The sequence below is a fragment of the Thalassobacillus sp. CUG 92003 genome (assembly GCF_013618635.1).
Lineage (GTDB): Bacteria > Bacillota > Bacilli > Bacillales > Halobacillaceae > CUG-92003.
The window spans coordinates 81928-97037 of the sequence record NZ_JABLSJ010000010.1 but is presented as its reverse complement, the minus strand read 5'-3'; the positions used below and the strand labels follow the sequence as shown (position 1 = coordinate 97037).

The window sequence follows — 15110 nt, the reverse complement described above, 5'->3', positions numbered from 1 at the left end:
GGAATTAGCTGAGGGCAGGCAACTTTGACAAATAATGTATAAATGTCTTTACTTTGAAAAAGTTTAGTGAAGATTCATCCATAATGCTTGTGCTGCTTTAATGATTTCAGTTACAATGTCCATTATATAAATACAAAAGTACCTTTAATAAGGACAATAAAGGGGTGGGGAAAATGAGCAACACGATTACTGTTGGTTTACTAGGTTTAGGTACAGTCGGAGGCGGCGTTATTCATATTTTAAAAGAGCATCAGAAAGAAATCAGCCATAAAATCGGCTGTGAGGTGGAGATCAAAAGCGTGCTCGTACACGATATGAAAAAAGTCCGTGATGTCGGCATTGACCCTGCCCACATGACCGATCAATATGAAGATGTTACACGGGATCCTGACATTGATGTTGTAGTGGAAGTTATGGGCGGCATTGAGCATACGTTCTCTATTTTGATGGACGCTATTAATCACCAAAAGCACATCGTGACGGCCAATAAGGATTTAGTCGCTCAATATGGTGCTGAATTATTTCAGGCCAGTCAGGAAAACCAATGTGATTTTTATTACGAAGCGAGCGTGGCCGGGGGCATCCCGATTATTCGATCCATCATGGATGGCCTCTCATCAGATCGTATTACCAAGATGATGGGGATCGTGAACGGAACGACCAATTATATTTTGACCAAAATGAGCAAAGAAGGTTCTGACTTTGACCACGTTTTGAAAGAAGCACAGGAACTCGGCTTTGCTGAGGCAGATCCTACGTCAGACGTCGATGGTCTTGACGCGGCACGAAAAATGACGATTTTATCGATTCTCGGATTTTCCATGCCGCTGAATCTTGAAGATGTCTCCGTTAAAGGCATACGAGGTCTGTCTATTTCGGATATTCGCTATGCTGAGCAGCTCGGCTACTGTCTGAAATTGATTGGGATTGCGGATAATAACGAACACGGCGTTTCAGTCAGTGTCGAACCGACGCTTTTACCTAAGGATCACCCGCTTACATCCGTGAATGACGAATATAATGCGGTTTATGTCCATGGGGAAGCTGTTGGGGAGACGATGTTTTATGGTCCCGGTGCGGGTCAGTTACCGACCGCGACAGCAATCGTCTCTGATCTGATTGCTGTAATTAAGAACGTTCGGCTTGGAACGACGGGTGCGGGGTATGTCAATCCGCAATTTGGCAAAAAATTAAAACCGAAACAAGCGAGTCTCACGAAAAAATATCTGCGTCTGCATGTCCATGATCAACCCGGCATGCTGATGGAAATGACGCAAATTTTTGCTGAATATGATATTTCGTTCGATCAAATCATTCAGCTCCCAACCGACACGCCGGAAGAGAGAGAATTGATGATGATTACACATCAAGTGGATGAAGAAAGGTTCGGGAAAGCGCTGGAGGATTTAAATAAACTGGAGACTGTTCGTTCCGTTGACAGTGTATTCCGAGTTGAAGGAGGACAATCATAATGTGGAAGGGTCTTTTGCATCATTACCAAAATTATTTACCGATTAATGAGGAGACGCCTCCTTTGACTCTTCATGAAGGGAACACGCCGTTACTTCCGGTCCCTTCGATTTCTGCAGAACTTGGCATCGAGGCTTACGTCAAAATAGAAGGGGCCAATCCTACCGGGTCGTTTAAAGATCGGGGGATGGTGATGGCAATGGCTAAAGCGATTGAAGAAGGTTCGAAAGCGGTCATATGTGCTTCCACCGGTAATACATCAGCTTCTGCAGCTGCTTTTGCAGCTCGGGCTGGTCTGCGGTGTATCATTGTTATTCCTGAAGGGAAAATCGCCCAGGGAAAACTAGCGCAGGCGGTTATGTACGGCGCGGAAATTTATGCGGTGAAGGGTAATTTTGATCAAGCACTTGAAATGGTAAAAGAAATTGCAGGTCAGGAATCAATTACGTTGGTGAATTCACTGAACCCTTACCGAATTGAAGGGCAAAAAACAGCCGCGTTTGAAGTGTGCGATGCGCTGGGCGAAGCGCCAGATTATCTTGCTATCCCCGTTGGAAACGCGGGCAACATCACGGCATACTGGGGAGGTTTCCAGGAGTATCATCAGCGCTTAGGTTTTAAGTTGCCGAAGATGTTCGGTTTTCAAGCTAGCGGTTCAGCGGCTATCGTCAGAAATCAAGTCATTGAAAATCCGGATACACTCGCCACGGCCATCCGCATCGGCAACCCCGCCAGTTGGTCGCAAGCCTTAACGGCAACAGAACAATCCAATGGGTTGATCGATGAAGTGACAGACGATGATATTGTGGCCGCTTATCAATGGTTAGCCAGGAAAGAGGGTGTGTTCGCTGAGCCTGCCTCTTGTGCGTCTTTAGCGGGCACCATTAAAAAAGTCAAAGAAGGTCTCATATCACCGGGTTCAAAAGTCGTTCACGTGTTAACAGGCAACGGATTGAAAGATCCTGATACAGCCATCGAAACAAGTACACTGGAGCCACGCGTCATCGAAAATGATATTGAGCAGTTCAAATCAGCGGTATTGGGTGTTGAAGCATGAAGACGCTCCACATCACTGTTCCGGCTACATCAGCTAACCTGGGCCCAGGTTTTGATTCTGTAGGGCTTGCCTTAAATAAGTATCTTACCTTGACTTGCCGTCCCGCTGAGCAATGGCGATTTGTTATACCGGATGTCGATCAGCCCTTTATTCCCGCTGATGGAACCAACCTTATTTATCGAATTGCTCTTCATACCGCGCATGCTTTCGGCAAAGACGACCTTCCTCCTTATGAAGTAACGGTGATAAATGAAGTACCGATTGCCCGGGGGTTAGGCAGCTCATCGACAGCTGTTGTTGCAGGGATCGAGTTGGCTGACCAAATTCACGGACTAGCTCTGTCGAAAGAGGATAAACTGCGCTTCGCATGCGATATTGAAGGCCATCCGGACAATGTAGCACCTGCCATATATGGCGGGGTTATGGTCTCGAGTTATGATAACGAACACCTGGATTTTGTCCGGTTTTCAAAAGGGTTAACTGATTTAACGTGGGTTGCCGTCATACCGGATTTTCATTTGGAAACGCAAAAAGCCCGTGCGTTTTTGCCTTCCGAGTTATCGTATCCTCATGCCATTCATGCAAGTGCCAACGCCAACGTTTTAGTCGCAGCCTTGGCTGAACAGGATTGGCCGCTAGTCGGTAAAATGATGGAGCGGGACTTATGGCATCAACCCTACCGGAAGGCGCTGATCCCTCATTTTGAGGCCATCACTCATGCTGTTAAACAAACGGGTGGACTTGGCACTTATATGAGTGGAGCGGGACCGACCTTGATCGGCTTGTTCGAAGGGCTGGATAATGATCAGTTTAAGCGTCTGCGTGACGCTGCACCAGGTCTGAGTGTAGAGGCTCTTTCTATTGATTTGTCAGGGGTGCAATCATCCGTAACCGATACAAATATGCTGCGTGAAGGAGAAGTCTAAGGGCTTCTCTTTTTTATGATGTAAGAAATCTCACTGGTCATTTTTTCATTTGGTTTAAACCCTCTAGTGAAGGGTATTTACATTATGTGAAACGTCATCTTGGCTATTATCGTATATAAATTAAATGAATTATTAGGAGGATTTTGAATGTACGAAGAAGGTTGTATGAAATGTGGCAGTAAGGATGCTGACTCGAAGGAAGTATCGATGACAGGAGGGACTTTATCTAAATTGATGGACGTTCAATCCAATAAGTTTACAGTTGTATATTGTAAAAACTGCGGTTACTCCGAATTTTATAACCAAAAAGCCTCTAAAGCAGGAAACGTCTTGGACTTTTTCCTGGGCGGCTAAAGGTAAAAAATAACCTCTTGGATGGGACCAAGAGGTTATTATTTTTTTACTCATATAGTTCTGGGCGGCGGTCACGGAAAATCGGGATTTGCTGGCGAATCGCTTCGACCTGGCTGACATCGACTCCTCCTGACACAAGTTGTTCTGTTTCATCGCCCTCTGCGATAACGTTTCCCCAAGGGTCGATGATCAGTGAATGACCGCCGAATTGGTTATTAGGGTCACTTCCCACGCGATTACAGGCTACGACAAAACATTGATTTTCAATCGCTCGGCTGATCAGCAGGCTGCGCCAGTGGTCCACGCGCGGCAGGGGCCACTCGGCAACGACGAATAGAATTTTTTCGTCATGAAGCATGTTTGTGCGGACCCACTCCGGGAAACGTATATCGTAGCAAATCAGCCCTGCCATATAAGTTCCTTCTAATTGAAAACTCGCTTTACGTTCACCGGCTAGCAGGTATTTTTCTTCATTCATCAAGCGAAAACGATGAACTTTACTATAGTGGAACTGTCTCTCGCCTGCCCGGTCATAGGCGATCATCGTGTTGTAGTAACCGCCGTCTCGTTTTTCAGCCACGGAGCCGCCAACGATCATGATGCCATATTTTTCAGCAAATTGACCGAGCAACTGGTGGGTCGGTCCATCTATGGGTTCAGCTATTTCGTCAAATCTGGACAGATCATAGCCAGTCGTCCATAATTCAGGCAGGACGATGATGTCGGCGTTCTGATCTTTAGCTTGCAGGAGTTTATGCTGCATCGCTTCACGGTTTTGCAAAGGATCACCGAAAGCGACATCGGACTGGATGATGGTAATGTTGTAGCTCATATGCGTCACCTCATTTTTTATTCATTGTAACAGATGAGACGTGCATGCATAGAGCGAACGTACATATTTACGTAAATTTCAGGGTATGGTGTTAACAGAAGAAAGGAAGGATGATCATGAAGTACGTCATTATAGGGGGAGACGCAGCAGGGATGAGTGCTGCGATGCAAATCGTACGTCATAGTGAATTTCATCAGGTCGTGACACTGGAGAGAGGAGAAACCTATTCGTATGGCCAATGCGGGCTACCCTATGCGATCAGTGGAGAGGTGGAAGCGACGGATGATTTAATCGCGCGCACCCCTGAAAAATTCAGAGATAAATATGGGATCGATGCTCGCACGTCCCATGAAGTTACGCGTGTGGATTGTGATAAGAAGGTGGTCATCGGTGATAATCTTGCCACAGGGCAATCATTCCAGGAACCTTATGACAGGTTGTTGATCGCTACAGGAGCTGATCCGATTTTACCGCCTTGGGAAGGAAAGGAACTGGCAGGCATTTTCCCATTGAAGACCATCCCGGATGCCCAAGACATCATGGATTACCTATCACATGATGTGGAGCATGCGACCATTATCGGCGGAGGATACATTGGGCTTGAGATGGCCGAGAGCTTAAGAGCCTTAAGTAAAAACGTCCGCCTTATTGATCGGGGCGGCCAGCTGGCTAAGATTTTTGATGAAGATATGGCCGAGTTGATTCATGCTGAGGCGAAGCGCCATGATGTAGAGCTTTGTTTTTACCAATCGGTAGAAGGATTTCAGGGCGAAAATCGTGTGCAGCAGGTTATAACGGATCATCATCGATATGAAACTGACCTTGTACTCGCTGCTGTAGGGATTGCACCGAACACTGCATTTCTTGAAGGCACGGGCATACGAACGGGGATAAATGGCGCGATTCAGATGAATGGCTATATGGAGACGAACATCAAGGACGTTTATGCCGCTGGTGATTGTGCCTTGCAATACCATAGAGTAAAGGAACGCGATGACTATGTCCCGCTTGGTACCCATGCAAACAAACAAGGCCGTATTGCCGGTCGCAACATGATCAATCAACCACAGACATTTAAAGGTATAGTGGGAACCTCGATTATAAAGTTCTTCGATTTGACGTTGGGGCGAACCGGTATGTCTGAACGTGAAGCGCACCTGCTTCACATTCCGCACAAAACGGTTACAGTGGACTCAACCCATTCAGCGGGGTATTACGCTGAGAAAGACCCTTTGACAGTGAAACTCATCTACCACGCTGAAACTGCTAAGCTGCTCGGCGGCCAAATCATTGGCGAAAAAGGTGTGGACAAACGGATCGATGTTCTCGCTGTTTCCTTGTTCCATTCCATGACAATCTATGATTTATTAGACCTGGATCTGGCTTACGCCCCGCCTTATAACAGTGTGTGGGACCCGGTGCAACAAGCCGCCCGACGCGCCACCTAAATCGGTGCTTAAGGCAAAGTCATTCCGGGTATGAGAATTGCAGAAAGGATGATGCTATATGTCAGATATCAAACAAGGAGAGAATCGCTTTTATATCGGCAGTGAATCACGTGTTGATGCTGAAATTCACTTTGAAGAAACAGATGATGAGACAATGGTGATCGACCACACATTTGTGGATCCTTCGAAACGGGAAGAAGGATTAGGCTCAAAATTAGTCGCAAAAGCAGTCGAACATGCACGGGAAGAAGGTTTGAAGATTGATCCCGTCTGCTCATTTGCGCGAGACACTCTAGAACAAACGCCGGATTATCACGATGTGTTGAAAACGGATGATGAATAAGCATGACAGTGCGTATTCGAAAACCAGGAGATAAGGATCTGCTGGAATTCACCAGACTAGCTTTGGAATATACCGAAACCCAAACGCGTTCATTCACAAACAATCACCAAGAGAAGCTGAGAGAGCGTAAATACTGGGCAGCAGATTGTATCATGGAGGAAACACCAGCACATTACCTTCGCCTGGCCGAGCAGAATGGCATCGTCTATGGTTATGTGTTAGCCTCTATGACATCCTCACATACTGGTTGGATTGAAGAAATTTTCGTAAGAGAATGGTATCGCCATACGTGTGTCGGGACGAAATTGATACAGTCAGCGATAGAGTGGATGGAAGAGCAAGGTACGAGTATGCTTTATGCCACTGATAAAGGGGACACTGGATTTCTAAGAGCCCATGGATTCGAAAAGCGCGACGGACATTATCAACTAAAGTTAAGGTGACCAACGCCACCTTCCTTAGGTGGCGTTTGAATCAACTAGTTTACAGGAGGCCGAGCTGTGAAAAAAGCGATGCTCATCGTTAACCCGTCCTCGGGAAAAGAAGAGGCGGTAAGTTACATAGACGAAATAAAAGAAATATTAACGGAAAAAGACTATGAAGTACGGGTCAGTCAGACTGAAAAAGAACTGGACGCTACACGGTTTTGCATGGATGCGTGCAAAGACGAATTCGATTTAATCGTCTCGCTCGGAGGCGATGGGACCTTAAATGAGACCATTAACGGACTTGTCGATCAAGCACACCGGCCGAAGCTAGGAATTATCCCTTTAGGAACGGTAAATGACTTTGCCCGTGCCCTCAATATTCCCCTTGATCCAGAACAGGCTATTGCAGACTTGCGTTCAGACGCGAGCAGGGAAGTGGATATCGGCCAGTTCAACGATCAATATTTCGTCAATATCGTAGCAGTCGGTGCCATAGCTGAGGCCACATATGAGGTTACAAAGGAACAAAAGACCAAACTAGGACCGCTTGCTTACGCTATTGAAGGATTCAAAACCCTTTCGACAAACCCATCCTATCCGTTAACAGTCGACCATGATGGAAGCACATGGGAAGGAGAATCCCTGCTGTTTTTAGCAGCCTTGACGAACTCGACTGCCGGCTTTGAAAAACTATCGCCAGAAGCGGACGTCGATGACGGGGTGCTCCATTGTTATATCATTAAAAACGTCAACGTCATGCGTCTGGCAACGCTCGTAACGGCTGTATTACGTGGGAATTTGCGCAAAGATAAAGATGTTGACTATTTTACCGCTACGCACCTGAAAGTAGATTCCTCTGAAAATCTCATCACAAATGTTGACGGTGAAGAAGGCGATCGGCTTCCTGTTGAAATCAGCGTCAAACCTTCTCACATTCGTGTGATCGTACCTGAATGAAGAAGGGATCAATGATAAAGTCTGCGCTAGCGATGATAAACGAGGTCGGAGCGACGATAAAGTGAAGCGGACCGATGATAAAGGGTCGAGTGACGACAAAATGCTCGCAAGCGATGATAATCTGGTCTGGAGCGCCGATAAATGAGCTCGAAGCGACGATAAGGCGAAGCGGACCGATGATAAATGAAAAATGAGCCGCTGACTTATTGTCAGGGGCTCATTTTTGCGTTTGTTTTTCTGGTGTGTGCAAGTATTTTGTAAAATAAGCGGCTAAACCAAGCAGCACCATGGTGAGAGTCCAGCTTATGATGCCTCTTAAGTCCAGGAATTCAGCTGCCATATTAATAAGGGCGATTAAATAGAAACAGAGGGGTGTGAGGTGTAGCTTAAAGTCGTATATCTGCACGCCCTCTGCTTTCAATCGTTTCATTTTTATGACGTAATAAATCAAGCTAGCGACTAGGAAACCTAATAGAATGAATAAAATAGTACCCTCTCCTGTGTTCACGAGTATGTTAATGATAACGCAATTTTCCAGTTTTCCATAGATATATAGATGAAATTACTGTAAACTATAGATAACATTTTTGAATAAAGAAGGTGGGTCTCCTTGGAAATTAATCGAATGAACTATTTGTGGCAGTCATACGCCATGTCTATGCTGCATGGCACATCCCAATCGAGCAATTCGTCACAGCGTTCAGGGATGATGGAAATGGCGTTTCAGAGCATGCTTCAGTCGGCTATATCACAGTACGCGGATAATCAACCGTCTCAGACTAACTCTAACTCTCTGCCTTTGTTTCAGGAACAGCCTGTTAAGGTACAATCAGCTTCCATCACGCAGCCTCCTGAGGTAGAGGTGGAAGACAAAGAGATTGATGCGTTGATTGAAGAAGCTTCTCAGAAGCATGGTGTGGATGCCAGTTTAATTCGCTCGGTTGTCAAAGCGGAGTCGAATTTTAATCCTGATGTCGTCAGTCATGCAGGTGCTCAAGGTTTGATGCAGCTCATGCCTGGAACAGCTGAGTGGTTAGGGGTGACGGATGCTTTTGATCCTCGTCAGAATGTAATGGGCGGCACGAAGTATTTAAAGGATATGCTTAATCGTTATGATGGCGATGCTAAGCTGGCTTTGGCAGCATACAATGCGGGGCCAGGTAATGTGGACAAGCACAACGGGGTGCCTCCATTTGAAGAAACACAGCAGTATGTGAAAAAAGTGCTCGGACTCGCTTAAAAAAAGATCGTACGCCTAATGAGAGGCGTGCGATCTTTTTTTGCCGATTCACTTTATTTCAGTTCCTGACTCATGTTGATATAATGATGGAACACGCGCGCCATTTCTTTCAGGCGGTTGATGACATCGTCGTCTATCAGCTCCCCCTGGGTTGAAAAGTGATTGGTGTGGGTATAGACGTAGTTCGGCGTCACGAGACAGCGGAAATAGTTCAGTATCGGTTTGAGTTGATTTTCGATGACCAGGTGATGCTGCTGGGTGCCCCCGTTAGCAACGATGGAGGCTGGTTTATATCGCATGGAAAGAGGGGAAACAGCATCGAATACGTTTTTGAGGGTGCCGGGTATCGAGCCTTGAAAAATGGGCGTGGCGATCACATAAGCATCGGCTGATTCGATAGCCTGGATAAGTTTTTGCATATCTTCATTATATTCTTCATTTGGGCGGCCATCGACAAATTGCAAGTCGTAGTCTGCCAAGTTTAAAATATGGGTATCATAACGGTCAGATAACTGGGTGACAAATTTTTCAGCTTCTTCGAGCAATGCCTTTGTTTTATCACCGACAATCGTACCGTTAAGTAATAAAATCTTCATGCTTGCTTCTCTCCTTTACTGGTTATCCTATTCGGTTTTGTTACGTGTGTTGATATATAATCCAATCATAATGTTAAATCATTCATTTTGATTAAGCAACGCACCCTGCCTGACAGGGAAGGGGCTCACTCATGAATGTTAGAGAAGGAGAATCGTTATGTGGCGATTTTGGAAACGCATCAAATTCTTATTTAATGTTAAGCAGTCTATCCCGTTTCTTGTTGATTTTTTTAAGTCTGGGGACGTTCCCTTCACTCGTAAGTTTTTCTCGATCGCGTTGATTGTGGGGTATTTTTTTCTGCCTTTTGATTTAATCCCCGATTTTTTATTTTTGCTGGGGATTGTGGATGATGTCACGGTGTTCACCTTGGTACTTCAGCAGATTGTGAAGATGGCACCAGCTTGGATCAGAGAAAAACATGGGTTTGATTCATAAACGAGATGTTTGATTTTGCCCATTATGAGGTACATCTATTAAGTGAGATCGTTATTCTAACAAGGAGTGATTAGAATGAGTGATGTAATTCTGACAGAACACGCAACAGCAAAAGGCGGACGCGACGGTCATGTCACTTCAAGTGACAAGTTAATTGACCTTAATCTGTCCATGCCAGGAGATGGCGTTGAGAAGAATAGTTCCAACCCTGAACAGCTATTTGCTGCCGCGTATTCGTCTTGTTTTGATGGTGCATTGAATTTAGTTGCTAGTAAGAAGAATCAGGAAATTGATTCTGAGACGACAGCGGATGTTAGCTTGCTTAAGGATTCGTCTGATAACGGCTTTAAAATAGGCGTTGTGCTTCATGTAGAAGTAAGAGGCGTCAGCCAGAATGAAGCGGAAGCGCTTGTCGACGAAGCTCATAAAGTTTGCCCGTATTCCAAAGCGACTAGCGGCAACATCGATGTACAACTGAAGGCAAAAGCAGTATAAGTAAAGATATCAGCCCCTTGCCAGTTCGGCGAGGGGCTTTATTAAACGGTTAAGTGAAATGTAACACGTACTCAGGCTGCAGCATGTTTTTTAATAATATAACATCATTTCCAATATAGTAATGAACGTAATCAGAATCGACGCCGTTATCAACATAAGTGACCAGCTTCGCTTCTTATGGAATATATATACTCCATTAACCATAAACTGGAGGGCTAAAATACAGTTGATTATAATTCCATATATGAGATAGTGTTCTGTCCTATTCACAACGTTCAAAGAAAAAATTATAATGGCGACAATAATGAGAACACTATTCACTATTTTTATGTGCTTACTTAATGAAGTTAATAACACGATCATGCTCCTTTTTACAAAAAAATTTGATTTGAAAATCCTGAAGCTGCTAACTATCTCTCCAAAAAGTCGCTATGTCTTCGTAAAAGTTAAATCAAAGGTGGAAGGAGCGCCGTAAAGGCTCAATCATTTCAGAGTTGAAGGATTCATGTGGTATGGTATAGATAAAAGGGGAGAGCGTGTATGCAAATTACAGATGAAGCACGTGATATGATCGATCTCTTACTCAAAGATCAGAGTGGCGGTTGTCTTCGCATCTATTTTGCCGGATATGGATGCAGCGAACCACAGCTGGGAATGGCGTTAGAGGAACCCCAGGCTGAGGATCAATTGGAGAATATTAATTCCATTCCGGTGGCAATCGATCAGAAAATCATTTATTTAACGGAAGAATTAGTGATTGATGGAAAACAGACAATGGAAGGACCGAAATTCAAAATGCTCGGTCTACCAGAGGATTCATGTTAATGGAGCAAAGGGTGTGCCAAAATGGTTGCACCCTTCTTTATTAGCTGAGTCCAAGAGGCCGGGCCGCCTCATAAAGCCAATTATAGTGAGGGTCTAAGTAATTGAGCAGGATATAGCCGGTCACGCCGAATAAGTAAGTTGTGAACCAATACATCGCTTCTCTGACGTTTTTCATTATAAAAGGGCCGCTAGCATATAAACGCCAATCGAGACACTTAAAGACCATAAAGGAAGACTTAAGAATTCACTGAACTTAAACAGGATCAAAATGCCCATCACGTGAGCACCATCATATTGCAGGCGTTCCTCTGCATGGCCAGACATCGCATAAACTCCTTTATCCTTATGTATTTAACATTAATTTACCATATCAAGCGAGGAGAGATAAATATGACGGCCATTTTACTTAGTGACATCAAACAATCGCTCGTGCCAGATCTGGAAGACCGTATGATCAGCCAAGTTGATGGAGACAACCCCCGACTAGGCTATATCCCCTCTCAGACAGATGAATCTCGTACGTATTTTCACCCGGCGTGGGATCAATTTAAGCGAATCGGATTTGAGGATTACGTTTATGTTGATGTGGACCGTGAGTATGACGCGTCCTTACTCCCGGAATTGCGCCAATGTGATGCTATTTTTTTATCAGGGGGCAACACGTTTCATTTTCTTTCCTGTCTGAAACAAACAGAGATGCTCGTTTGGCTGCAAGCTTATGTCCGTGAGGGTGGCGTTTTAATTGGAGCCAGTGCTGGCGCTATGATCATGACGCAGCGGATTGACATAGCAGATATCGTAGATGAGAAGTATAAATCGCAGTCTCCTTTGTCTAAAAGCGATTATGGCAGCTTCGGATTGGCCAGCATGCATTTTTATCCTCATTATGAACGAACGAAATATGAGCAGGAACAATTGCATTCATTCATTGAAGGAGATTTACCCGTTGTCACCTGCGAGGATGGGAGCGGCGTGGTGGTGAAGGAAGAAGGGTGGGAATTTTATGGTCAGGCCGGTATTTTTAAGTAGTTACAGGCATTCCGCTCTTTACGAACGTATGTTTTTGTATTAAGCTGATAGATGACTCAGTCCGTGATTTTGGAGAGTCATACTTTTAGTGAAAATGAGGTAGACTATCATGATGGCAACAGGACACCAGGTTGTTGGATTCACCTTCGGGCTCATGGCGATTACCGTCTTACAAGGCTTTGGAATGGTTCCGACAATGCCCTTACATACGGTTTTGTATTTTGTTTTTGTTTTATTCGGGTCTTTACTGCCTGATATTGATTCACCCCGTTCCCGGCTGGGAAACAAGTTCTGGCGTTTATTAATGCTGCTGTTTTTTACAGCTTTGGCCGCTTATTTGTTTTTCCCTGAATGGTTGAATCGGTACCGGGACGAGTTGAAAGTGTTCGTCATGTTCATGCTCCCGGTTCTTGTTATGATTAAAAGTCACCGGAAAGCGACGCATTCCTTATTTTTTATCGGTTGTTTGTGGGTGTATAGTTATGTGATCGTCCAATGGTTAGATTTGCCCTGGTTTTATTTACACGGGCTGCTTGCGGGCGCTTTTTCACACTTAGTCGGGGATTTTGTTACGAAAAAAGGTATACCGGTTTTTTATCCCTTTTCCTCCAAGTACGTTCGTTTTTTCTTTACATTTAAGACCGGCTCCCTGATCGAGAAGGGTATTGTGACAGGTTTAGTGGTTTTGAACAGCTGGTACCTGATCATGAAAATTTTTTAACAGACTTTTCTTGTAGATCAACTTGACGAAAGAAGCGGTATTGGATATGATGCTTTTAACTATATTGACTTGCGTTGATGAAGACGAGTAGGTGGATGTCGTTCTTTAAGAGAGTTGATGGTGGGTGAGAATCAACAGAGCGGACCATTGAATGGACTTTGGAGCAATTATCCTGAACAGCATAGTAGGGATGACGGAAGTCTCGCCGATATAAGAGACGCCATAGTGATCGCTATGGCACAAAAGTGCGTGGCTAAAAGCCGCGAACAAAGGTGGCACCACGGAACCCCGTCCTTTTCCAGGATGGGGTTTTTTATGCATGCCGCGATAATTTAATTAGGGGGAGATCCTTGTGAAACGGACTGTGACAGGTATTAAACCGACGGGAACACCGCATGTAGGAAATTACATTGGGGCGATTAAACCGGCCTTACAGCTTGCCGAGAACCCTGAACGTGAAACGATGTATTTCATGGCGGATCTGCATGCGTTGAATGCTGTCCATGATGCGCGTAAATTGAAGGAAATGACGTATGAAGTGGCAGCTACATGGCTTGCGTTGGGGCTCAACCCTGATACGTCGTTATTTTATCGTCAATCCGAAGTGCCGGAATTGGTGGAACTGCAATGGATATTAGCTTCCGTAACGAGTAAAGGTTTAATGAACCGAGCTCATGCTTATAAAGCGAGAGTGAGTGAAAATATGGAACACGACCGGGAAGCGGATGATGGAATCAATATGGGGCTATACAATTATCCTGTCATGATGGCCGCTGATATTCTGATGTTCCAGGGAGACGAAGTTCCGGTAGGGAAGGACAATGTTCAGCATGTTGAGATGGCCCGAGATATTGCCGGAGCGTTCAATCGTACGTATGAAGATACGTTCAAGCTACCTTCTCACGTTATCAATGAACATGGAGCGGTGGTGCCTGGTCTGGACGGCCGGAAGATGAGTAAGAGTTATGATAACACCATCCCGCTGTTTGTTGAGGAACATGTCCTGGAGAAATTAGTCAAGCGTGTGATTACAGATTCTAAGGGACCTGATGAGCCTAAGGATACAAACAATTCAACCTTATTTACGTTGTACCAGGAGTTTGCAACAAATGAAGAAATCGCCCAGATGAAGCGGTCTTATCAAGAGGGAATAGGGTACGGCAAAATTAAAGAAGAGTTATTTCGTGTCATGAATCGAACGTTGCAAACGCCCCGTTCTGTTTATCGAGAGTTGATGAATGATCAGCAAAAAATCGATCAGCTCTTGCATGAAGGGGCAGGAAGGGCGCGAAACGAAGCGCAAACCATGATGCACACCGTGAAAAAACGGGTAGGGCTGAAATAGAGAAGGGGCTCCTGTAATGATCAGGAGCTCTTTTATTGCTGTTGATATTCTTCCTTCAAGATACCCATGAGGATGGTATCGTAGTATTGGCCGTTGACGAATTCGTTGCGTCTCAGTCTCCCTTCGTGCACGAACCCGGCTTTTTCATAGAAGCGGATGGCTTGATGATTGCCACTCCACGTCTCCCCTTGCACATGTTCGATGTTTAACGTGTTAAAAAGGTGGTGAAGCAAGGTTTGGAGGACATCTCGGCCATATCCTCTGCCCCAGTATTCGCGTTCGCCGATAGTAATCCCGATGCGAGCGCTCCGGGTAATGAAATCAGGTCGCGGTAATCACATTTTCCAATGGTGTCGCAGCTGCTGATGGTATGAATGATAAAAAGCCTCCCATGCTCCCATAGATGATGGGAGGTTAAGTTTTCATCATAATAAGCTTCTAGGGCTTCTAGCGGGTTGTTATTTCGACATGGAGACTTAGAGCCTGAGGCTAAAATCGTCAGCTCTTCATCATTGTCCCATTCGTACATGTAAGGTAAATCGTTGCGTGAAACAGGGTGCAGTTCGGTTAATTGGCCTTTCAGCAACGTGTGATCCCTCCGGTGCATT

General features: G+C 45.0%; 21 protein-coding genes and 1 other annotated feature. Of the genes, 15 read left to right on the top strand and 6 right to left on the bottom strand.

Annotation, left to right across the window (positions count from 1 at the left end; all coding sequences use genetic code 11):
* The first annotated feature begins 173 nt into the window (after positions 1 to 173).
* The 4 genes from HOP45_RS15240 (at position 174) to HOP45_RS15225 (ending at position 3807) form a co-directional block, all read left to right on the top strand.
* Complete coding sequence (locus HOP45_RS15240) at positions 174 to 1472, top strand: homoserine dehydrogenase (protein WP_181350236.1); 1299 nt, start codon at positions 174 to 176, stop codon at positions 1470 to 1472.
* Positions 1472 to 2527, top strand: a complete 1056-nt coding sequence (gene thrC, locus HOP45_RS15235; RefSeq protein ID WP_181350235.1) for a threonine synthase — start codon at positions 1472 to 1474, stop codon at positions 2525 to 2527. The genes HOP45_RS15240 and thrC overlap by 1 nt, the downstream gene beginning before the upstream one ends.
* Positions 2524 to 3453 (top strand): homoserine kinase, encoded by a 930-nt coding sequence (gene thrB / locus HOP45_RS15230; RefSeq protein ID WP_181350234.1) that lies wholly within the window; start codon positions 2524 to 2526, stop codon positions 3451 to 3453. Before thrC ends, thrB begins: the two co-directional genes overlap by 4 nt.
* Before the next feature lie 147 nt (positions 3454 to 3600).
* Positions 3601 to 3807, top strand: coding sequence for a zinc ribbon domain-containing protein (locus tag HOP45_RS15225; protein WP_181350233.1), 207 nt, complete (start codon positions 3601 to 3603; stop codon positions 3805 to 3807).
* A 46-nt stretch (positions 3808 to 3853) separates the two neighbouring features.
* On the opposite strand, the gene HOP45_RS15220 is transcribed toward HOP45_RS15225, so the two are convergent.
* On the bottom strand, positions 3854 to 4639 hold the full coding sequence (locus HOP45_RS15220) for a carbon-nitrogen family hydrolase (RefSeq protein WP_181350232.1): 786 nt from the start codon (positions 4637 to 4639) through the stop codon (positions 3854 to 3856).
* 116 nt (positions 4640 to 4755) lie between these two features.
* Here HOP45_RS15220 and HOP45_RS15215 point away from each other — a divergent pair, with 116 nt between their 5' ends.
* The 5 genes from HOP45_RS15215 (at position 4756) to HOP45_RS15195 (ending at position 9055) form a co-directional block, all read left to right on the top strand.
* On the top strand, positions 4756 to 6087 hold the full coding sequence (locus HOP45_RS15215) for an FAD-dependent oxidoreductase (RefSeq protein WP_181350231.1): 1332 nt from the start codon (positions 4756 to 4758) through the stop codon (positions 6085 to 6087).
* Between the two features lie 58 nt (positions 6088 to 6145).
* Positions 6146 to 6430 (top strand): GNAT family N-acetyltransferase, encoded by a 285-nt coding sequence (locus HOP45_RS15210; RefSeq protein ID WP_181350230.1) that lies wholly within the window; start codon positions 6146 to 6148, stop codon positions 6428 to 6430.
* Positions 6431 to 6432: 2 nt separating this feature from the next.
* Entirely contained in the window at positions 6433 to 6873 is a 441-nt protein-coding gene (locus HOP45_RS15205) for a GNAT family N-acetyltransferase (protein ID WP_181350229.1), read from the top strand.
* Between the two features lie 57 nt (positions 6874 to 6930).
* A complete protein-coding gene (locus HOP45_RS15200) occupies positions 6931 to 7815 on the top strand; it encodes a diacylglycerol/lipid kinase family protein (protein WP_181350228.1) in 885 nt (294 codons plus the stop codon).
* A 610-nt stretch (positions 7816 to 8425) separates the two neighbouring features.
* Positions 8426 to 9055 carry a lytic transglycosylase domain-containing protein gene (locus tag HOP45_RS15195; protein WP_255437692.1) on the top strand — a complete coding sequence of 210 codons (630 nt, stop codon included), beginning with the start codon at positions 8426 to 8428 and terminating at the stop codon, positions 9053 to 9055.
* A gap of 53 nt (positions 9056 to 9108) precedes the next feature.
* On the opposite strand, the gene HOP45_RS15190 is transcribed toward HOP45_RS15195, so the two are convergent.
* Complete coding sequence (locus tag HOP45_RS15190; RefSeq protein ID WP_181350227.1) at positions 9109 to 9651, bottom strand: NADPH-dependent FMN reductase; 543 nt, start codon at positions 9649 to 9651, stop codon at positions 9109 to 9111.
* 157 nt (positions 9652 to 9808) lie between these two features.
* On the opposite strand from HOP45_RS15190, the gene HOP45_RS15185 reads away from it, so the two are divergent.
* The 3 genes from HOP45_RS15185 (at position 9809) to HOP45_RS15175 (ending at position 11407) form a co-directional block, all read left to right on the top strand.
* A complete protein-coding gene (locus tag HOP45_RS15185; RefSeq protein WP_181350226.1) occupies positions 9809 to 10087 on the top strand; it encodes a YkvA family protein in 279 nt (92 codons plus the stop codon).
* A gap of 75 nt (positions 10088 to 10162) precedes the next feature.
* Entirely contained in the window at positions 10163 to 10582 is a 420-nt protein-coding gene (locus HOP45_RS15180) for an organic hydroperoxide resistance protein (protein ID WP_181350225.1), read from the top strand.
* 540 nt (positions 10583 to 11122) lie between these two features.
* Entirely contained in the window at positions 11123 to 11407 is a 285-nt protein-coding gene (locus HOP45_RS15175; protein ID WP_181350224.1) for an iron-sulfur cluster assembly accessory protein, read from the top strand.
* A 40-nt stretch (positions 11408 to 11447) separates the two neighbouring features.
* On the opposite strand, the gene HOP45_RS20775 is transcribed toward HOP45_RS15175, so the two are convergent.
* The gene (locus HOP45_RS20775; RefSeq protein WP_255437691.1) at positions 11448 to 11582 is read right to left on the bottom strand and encodes a hypothetical protein; all 135 of its coding nucleotides are present in this window, start codon (positions 11580 to 11582) and stop codon (positions 11448 to 11450) included.
* The gene (locus tag HOP45_RS15170; RefSeq protein ID WP_181350223.1) at positions 11582 to 11731 is read right to left on the bottom strand and encodes a hypothetical protein; all 150 of its coding nucleotides are present in this window, start codon (positions 11729 to 11731) and stop codon (positions 11582 to 11584) included. Before HOP45_RS15170 ends, HOP45_RS20775 begins: the two co-directional genes overlap by 1 nt.
* Positions 11732 to 11797: 66 nt before the next feature.
* Here HOP45_RS15170 and HOP45_RS15165 point away from each other — a divergent pair, with 66 nt between their 5' ends.
* The 3 genes from HOP45_RS15165 to HOP45_RS15155 all read left to right on the top strand — a co-directional run bounded on the left by HOP45_RS15165 (position 11798) and on the right by HOP45_RS15155 (position 14502).
* Complete coding sequence (locus HOP45_RS15165) at positions 11798 to 12436, top strand: Type 1 glutamine amidotransferase-like domain-containing protein (protein WP_181350222.1); 639 nt, start codon at positions 11798 to 11800, stop codon at positions 12434 to 12436.
* Positions 12437 to 12545: 109 nt separating this feature from the next.
* The gene (locus HOP45_RS15160) at positions 12546 to 13157 is read left to right on the top strand and encodes a metal-dependent hydrolase (RefSeq protein WP_181350221.1); all 612 of its coding nucleotides are present in this window, start codon (positions 12546 to 12548) and stop codon (positions 13155 to 13157) included.
* A 65-nt stretch (positions 13158 to 13222) separates the two neighbouring features.
* Positions 13223 to 13456, top strand: a binding site (T-box leader).
* A 47-nt stretch (positions 13457 to 13503) separates the two neighbouring features.
* Complete coding sequence (locus HOP45_RS15155; protein WP_370458051.1) at positions 13504 to 14502, top strand: tryptophan--tRNA ligase; 999 nt, start codon at positions 13504 to 13506, stop codon at positions 14500 to 14502.
* A gap of 32 nt (positions 14503 to 14534) precedes the next feature.
* On the opposite strand, the gene HOP45_RS20770 is transcribed toward HOP45_RS15155, so the two are convergent.
* Complete coding sequence (locus HOP45_RS20770; protein ID WP_370458050.1) at positions 14535 to 14789, bottom strand: GNAT family N-acetyltransferase; 255 nt, start codon at positions 14787 to 14789, stop codon at positions 14535 to 14537.
* Positions 14708 to 15088: a hypothetical protein gene (locus tag HOP45_RS15150; RefSeq protein WP_255437690.1), complete on the bottom strand. Its 381-nt coding sequence runs from the start codon at positions 15086 to 15088 to the stop codon at positions 14708 to 14710. Before HOP45_RS15150 ends, HOP45_RS20770 begins: the two co-directional genes overlap by 82 nt.
* Positions 15089 to 15110 lie beyond the last annotated feature (22 nt).

Excerpts from the sequence above, each read along its gene's own strand:
- thrB (WP_181350234.1), top strand. The coding sequence starts at position 2,524 with ATGAAGACGCTCCACATCACTGTTCCGGCTACATCAGCTAACCTGGGC.
- HOP45_RS15160 (WP_181350221.1), top strand. The coding sequence starts at position 12,546 with ATGATGGCAACAGGACACCAGGTTGTTGGATTCACCTTCGGGCTCATG.
- HOP45_RS15180 (WP_181350225.1), top strand. The coding sequence starts at position 10,163 with ATGAGTGATGTAATTCTGACAGAACACGCAACAGCAAAAGGCGGACGC.
- HOP45_RS15185 (WP_181350226.1), top strand. The coding sequence starts at position 9,809 with ATGTGGCGATTTTGGAAACGCATCAAATTCTTATTTAATGTTAAGCAG.
- HOP45_RS15240 (WP_181350236.1), top strand. The coding sequence starts at position 174 with ATGAGCAACACGATTACTGTTGGTTTACTAGGTTTAGGTACAGTCGGA.
- thrC (WP_181350235.1), top strand. The coding sequence starts at position 1,472 with ATGTGGAAGGGTCTTTTGCATCATTACCAAAATTATTTACCGATTAAT.
- HOP45_RS15220 (WP_181350232.1), bottom strand. The coding sequence starts at position 4,639 with ATGAGCTACAACATTACCATCATCCAGTCCGATGTCGCTTTCGGTGAT.
- HOP45_RS15175 (WP_181350224.1), top strand. The coding sequence starts at position 11,123 with ATGCAAATTACAGATGAAGCACGTGATATGATCGATCTCTTACTCAAA.
- HOP45_RS15165 (WP_181350222.1), top strand. The coding sequence starts at position 11,798 with ATGACGGCCATTTTACTTAGTGACATCAAACAATCGCTCGTGCCAGAT.
- HOP45_RS15225 (WP_181350233.1), top strand. The coding sequence starts at position 3,601 with ATGTACGAAGAAGGTTGTATGAAATGTGGCAGTAAGGATGCTGACTCG.
- HOP45_RS15210 (WP_181350230.1), top strand. The coding sequence starts at position 6,146 with ATGTCAGATATCAAACAAGGAGAGAATCGCTTTTATATCGGCAGTGAA.
- HOP45_RS15215 (WP_181350231.1), top strand. The coding sequence starts at position 4,756 with ATGAAGTACGTCATTATAGGGGGAGACGCAGCAGGGATGAGTGCTGCG.
- HOP45_RS15170 (WP_181350223.1), bottom strand. The coding sequence starts at position 11,731 with ATGTCTGGCCATGCAGAGGAACGCCTGCAATATGATGGTGCTCACGTG.
- HOP45_RS20775 (WP_255437691.1), bottom strand. The coding sequence starts at position 11,582 with ATGAAAAACGTCAGAGAAGCGATGTATTGGTTCACAACTTACTTATTC.
- HOP45_RS15205 (WP_181350229.1), top strand. The coding sequence starts at position 6,433 with ATGACAGTGCGTATTCGAAAACCAGGAGATAAGGATCTGCTGGAATTC.
- HOP45_RS15190 (WP_181350227.1), bottom strand. The coding sequence starts at position 9,651 with ATGAAGATTTTATTACTTAACGGTACGATTGTCGGTGATAAAACAAAG.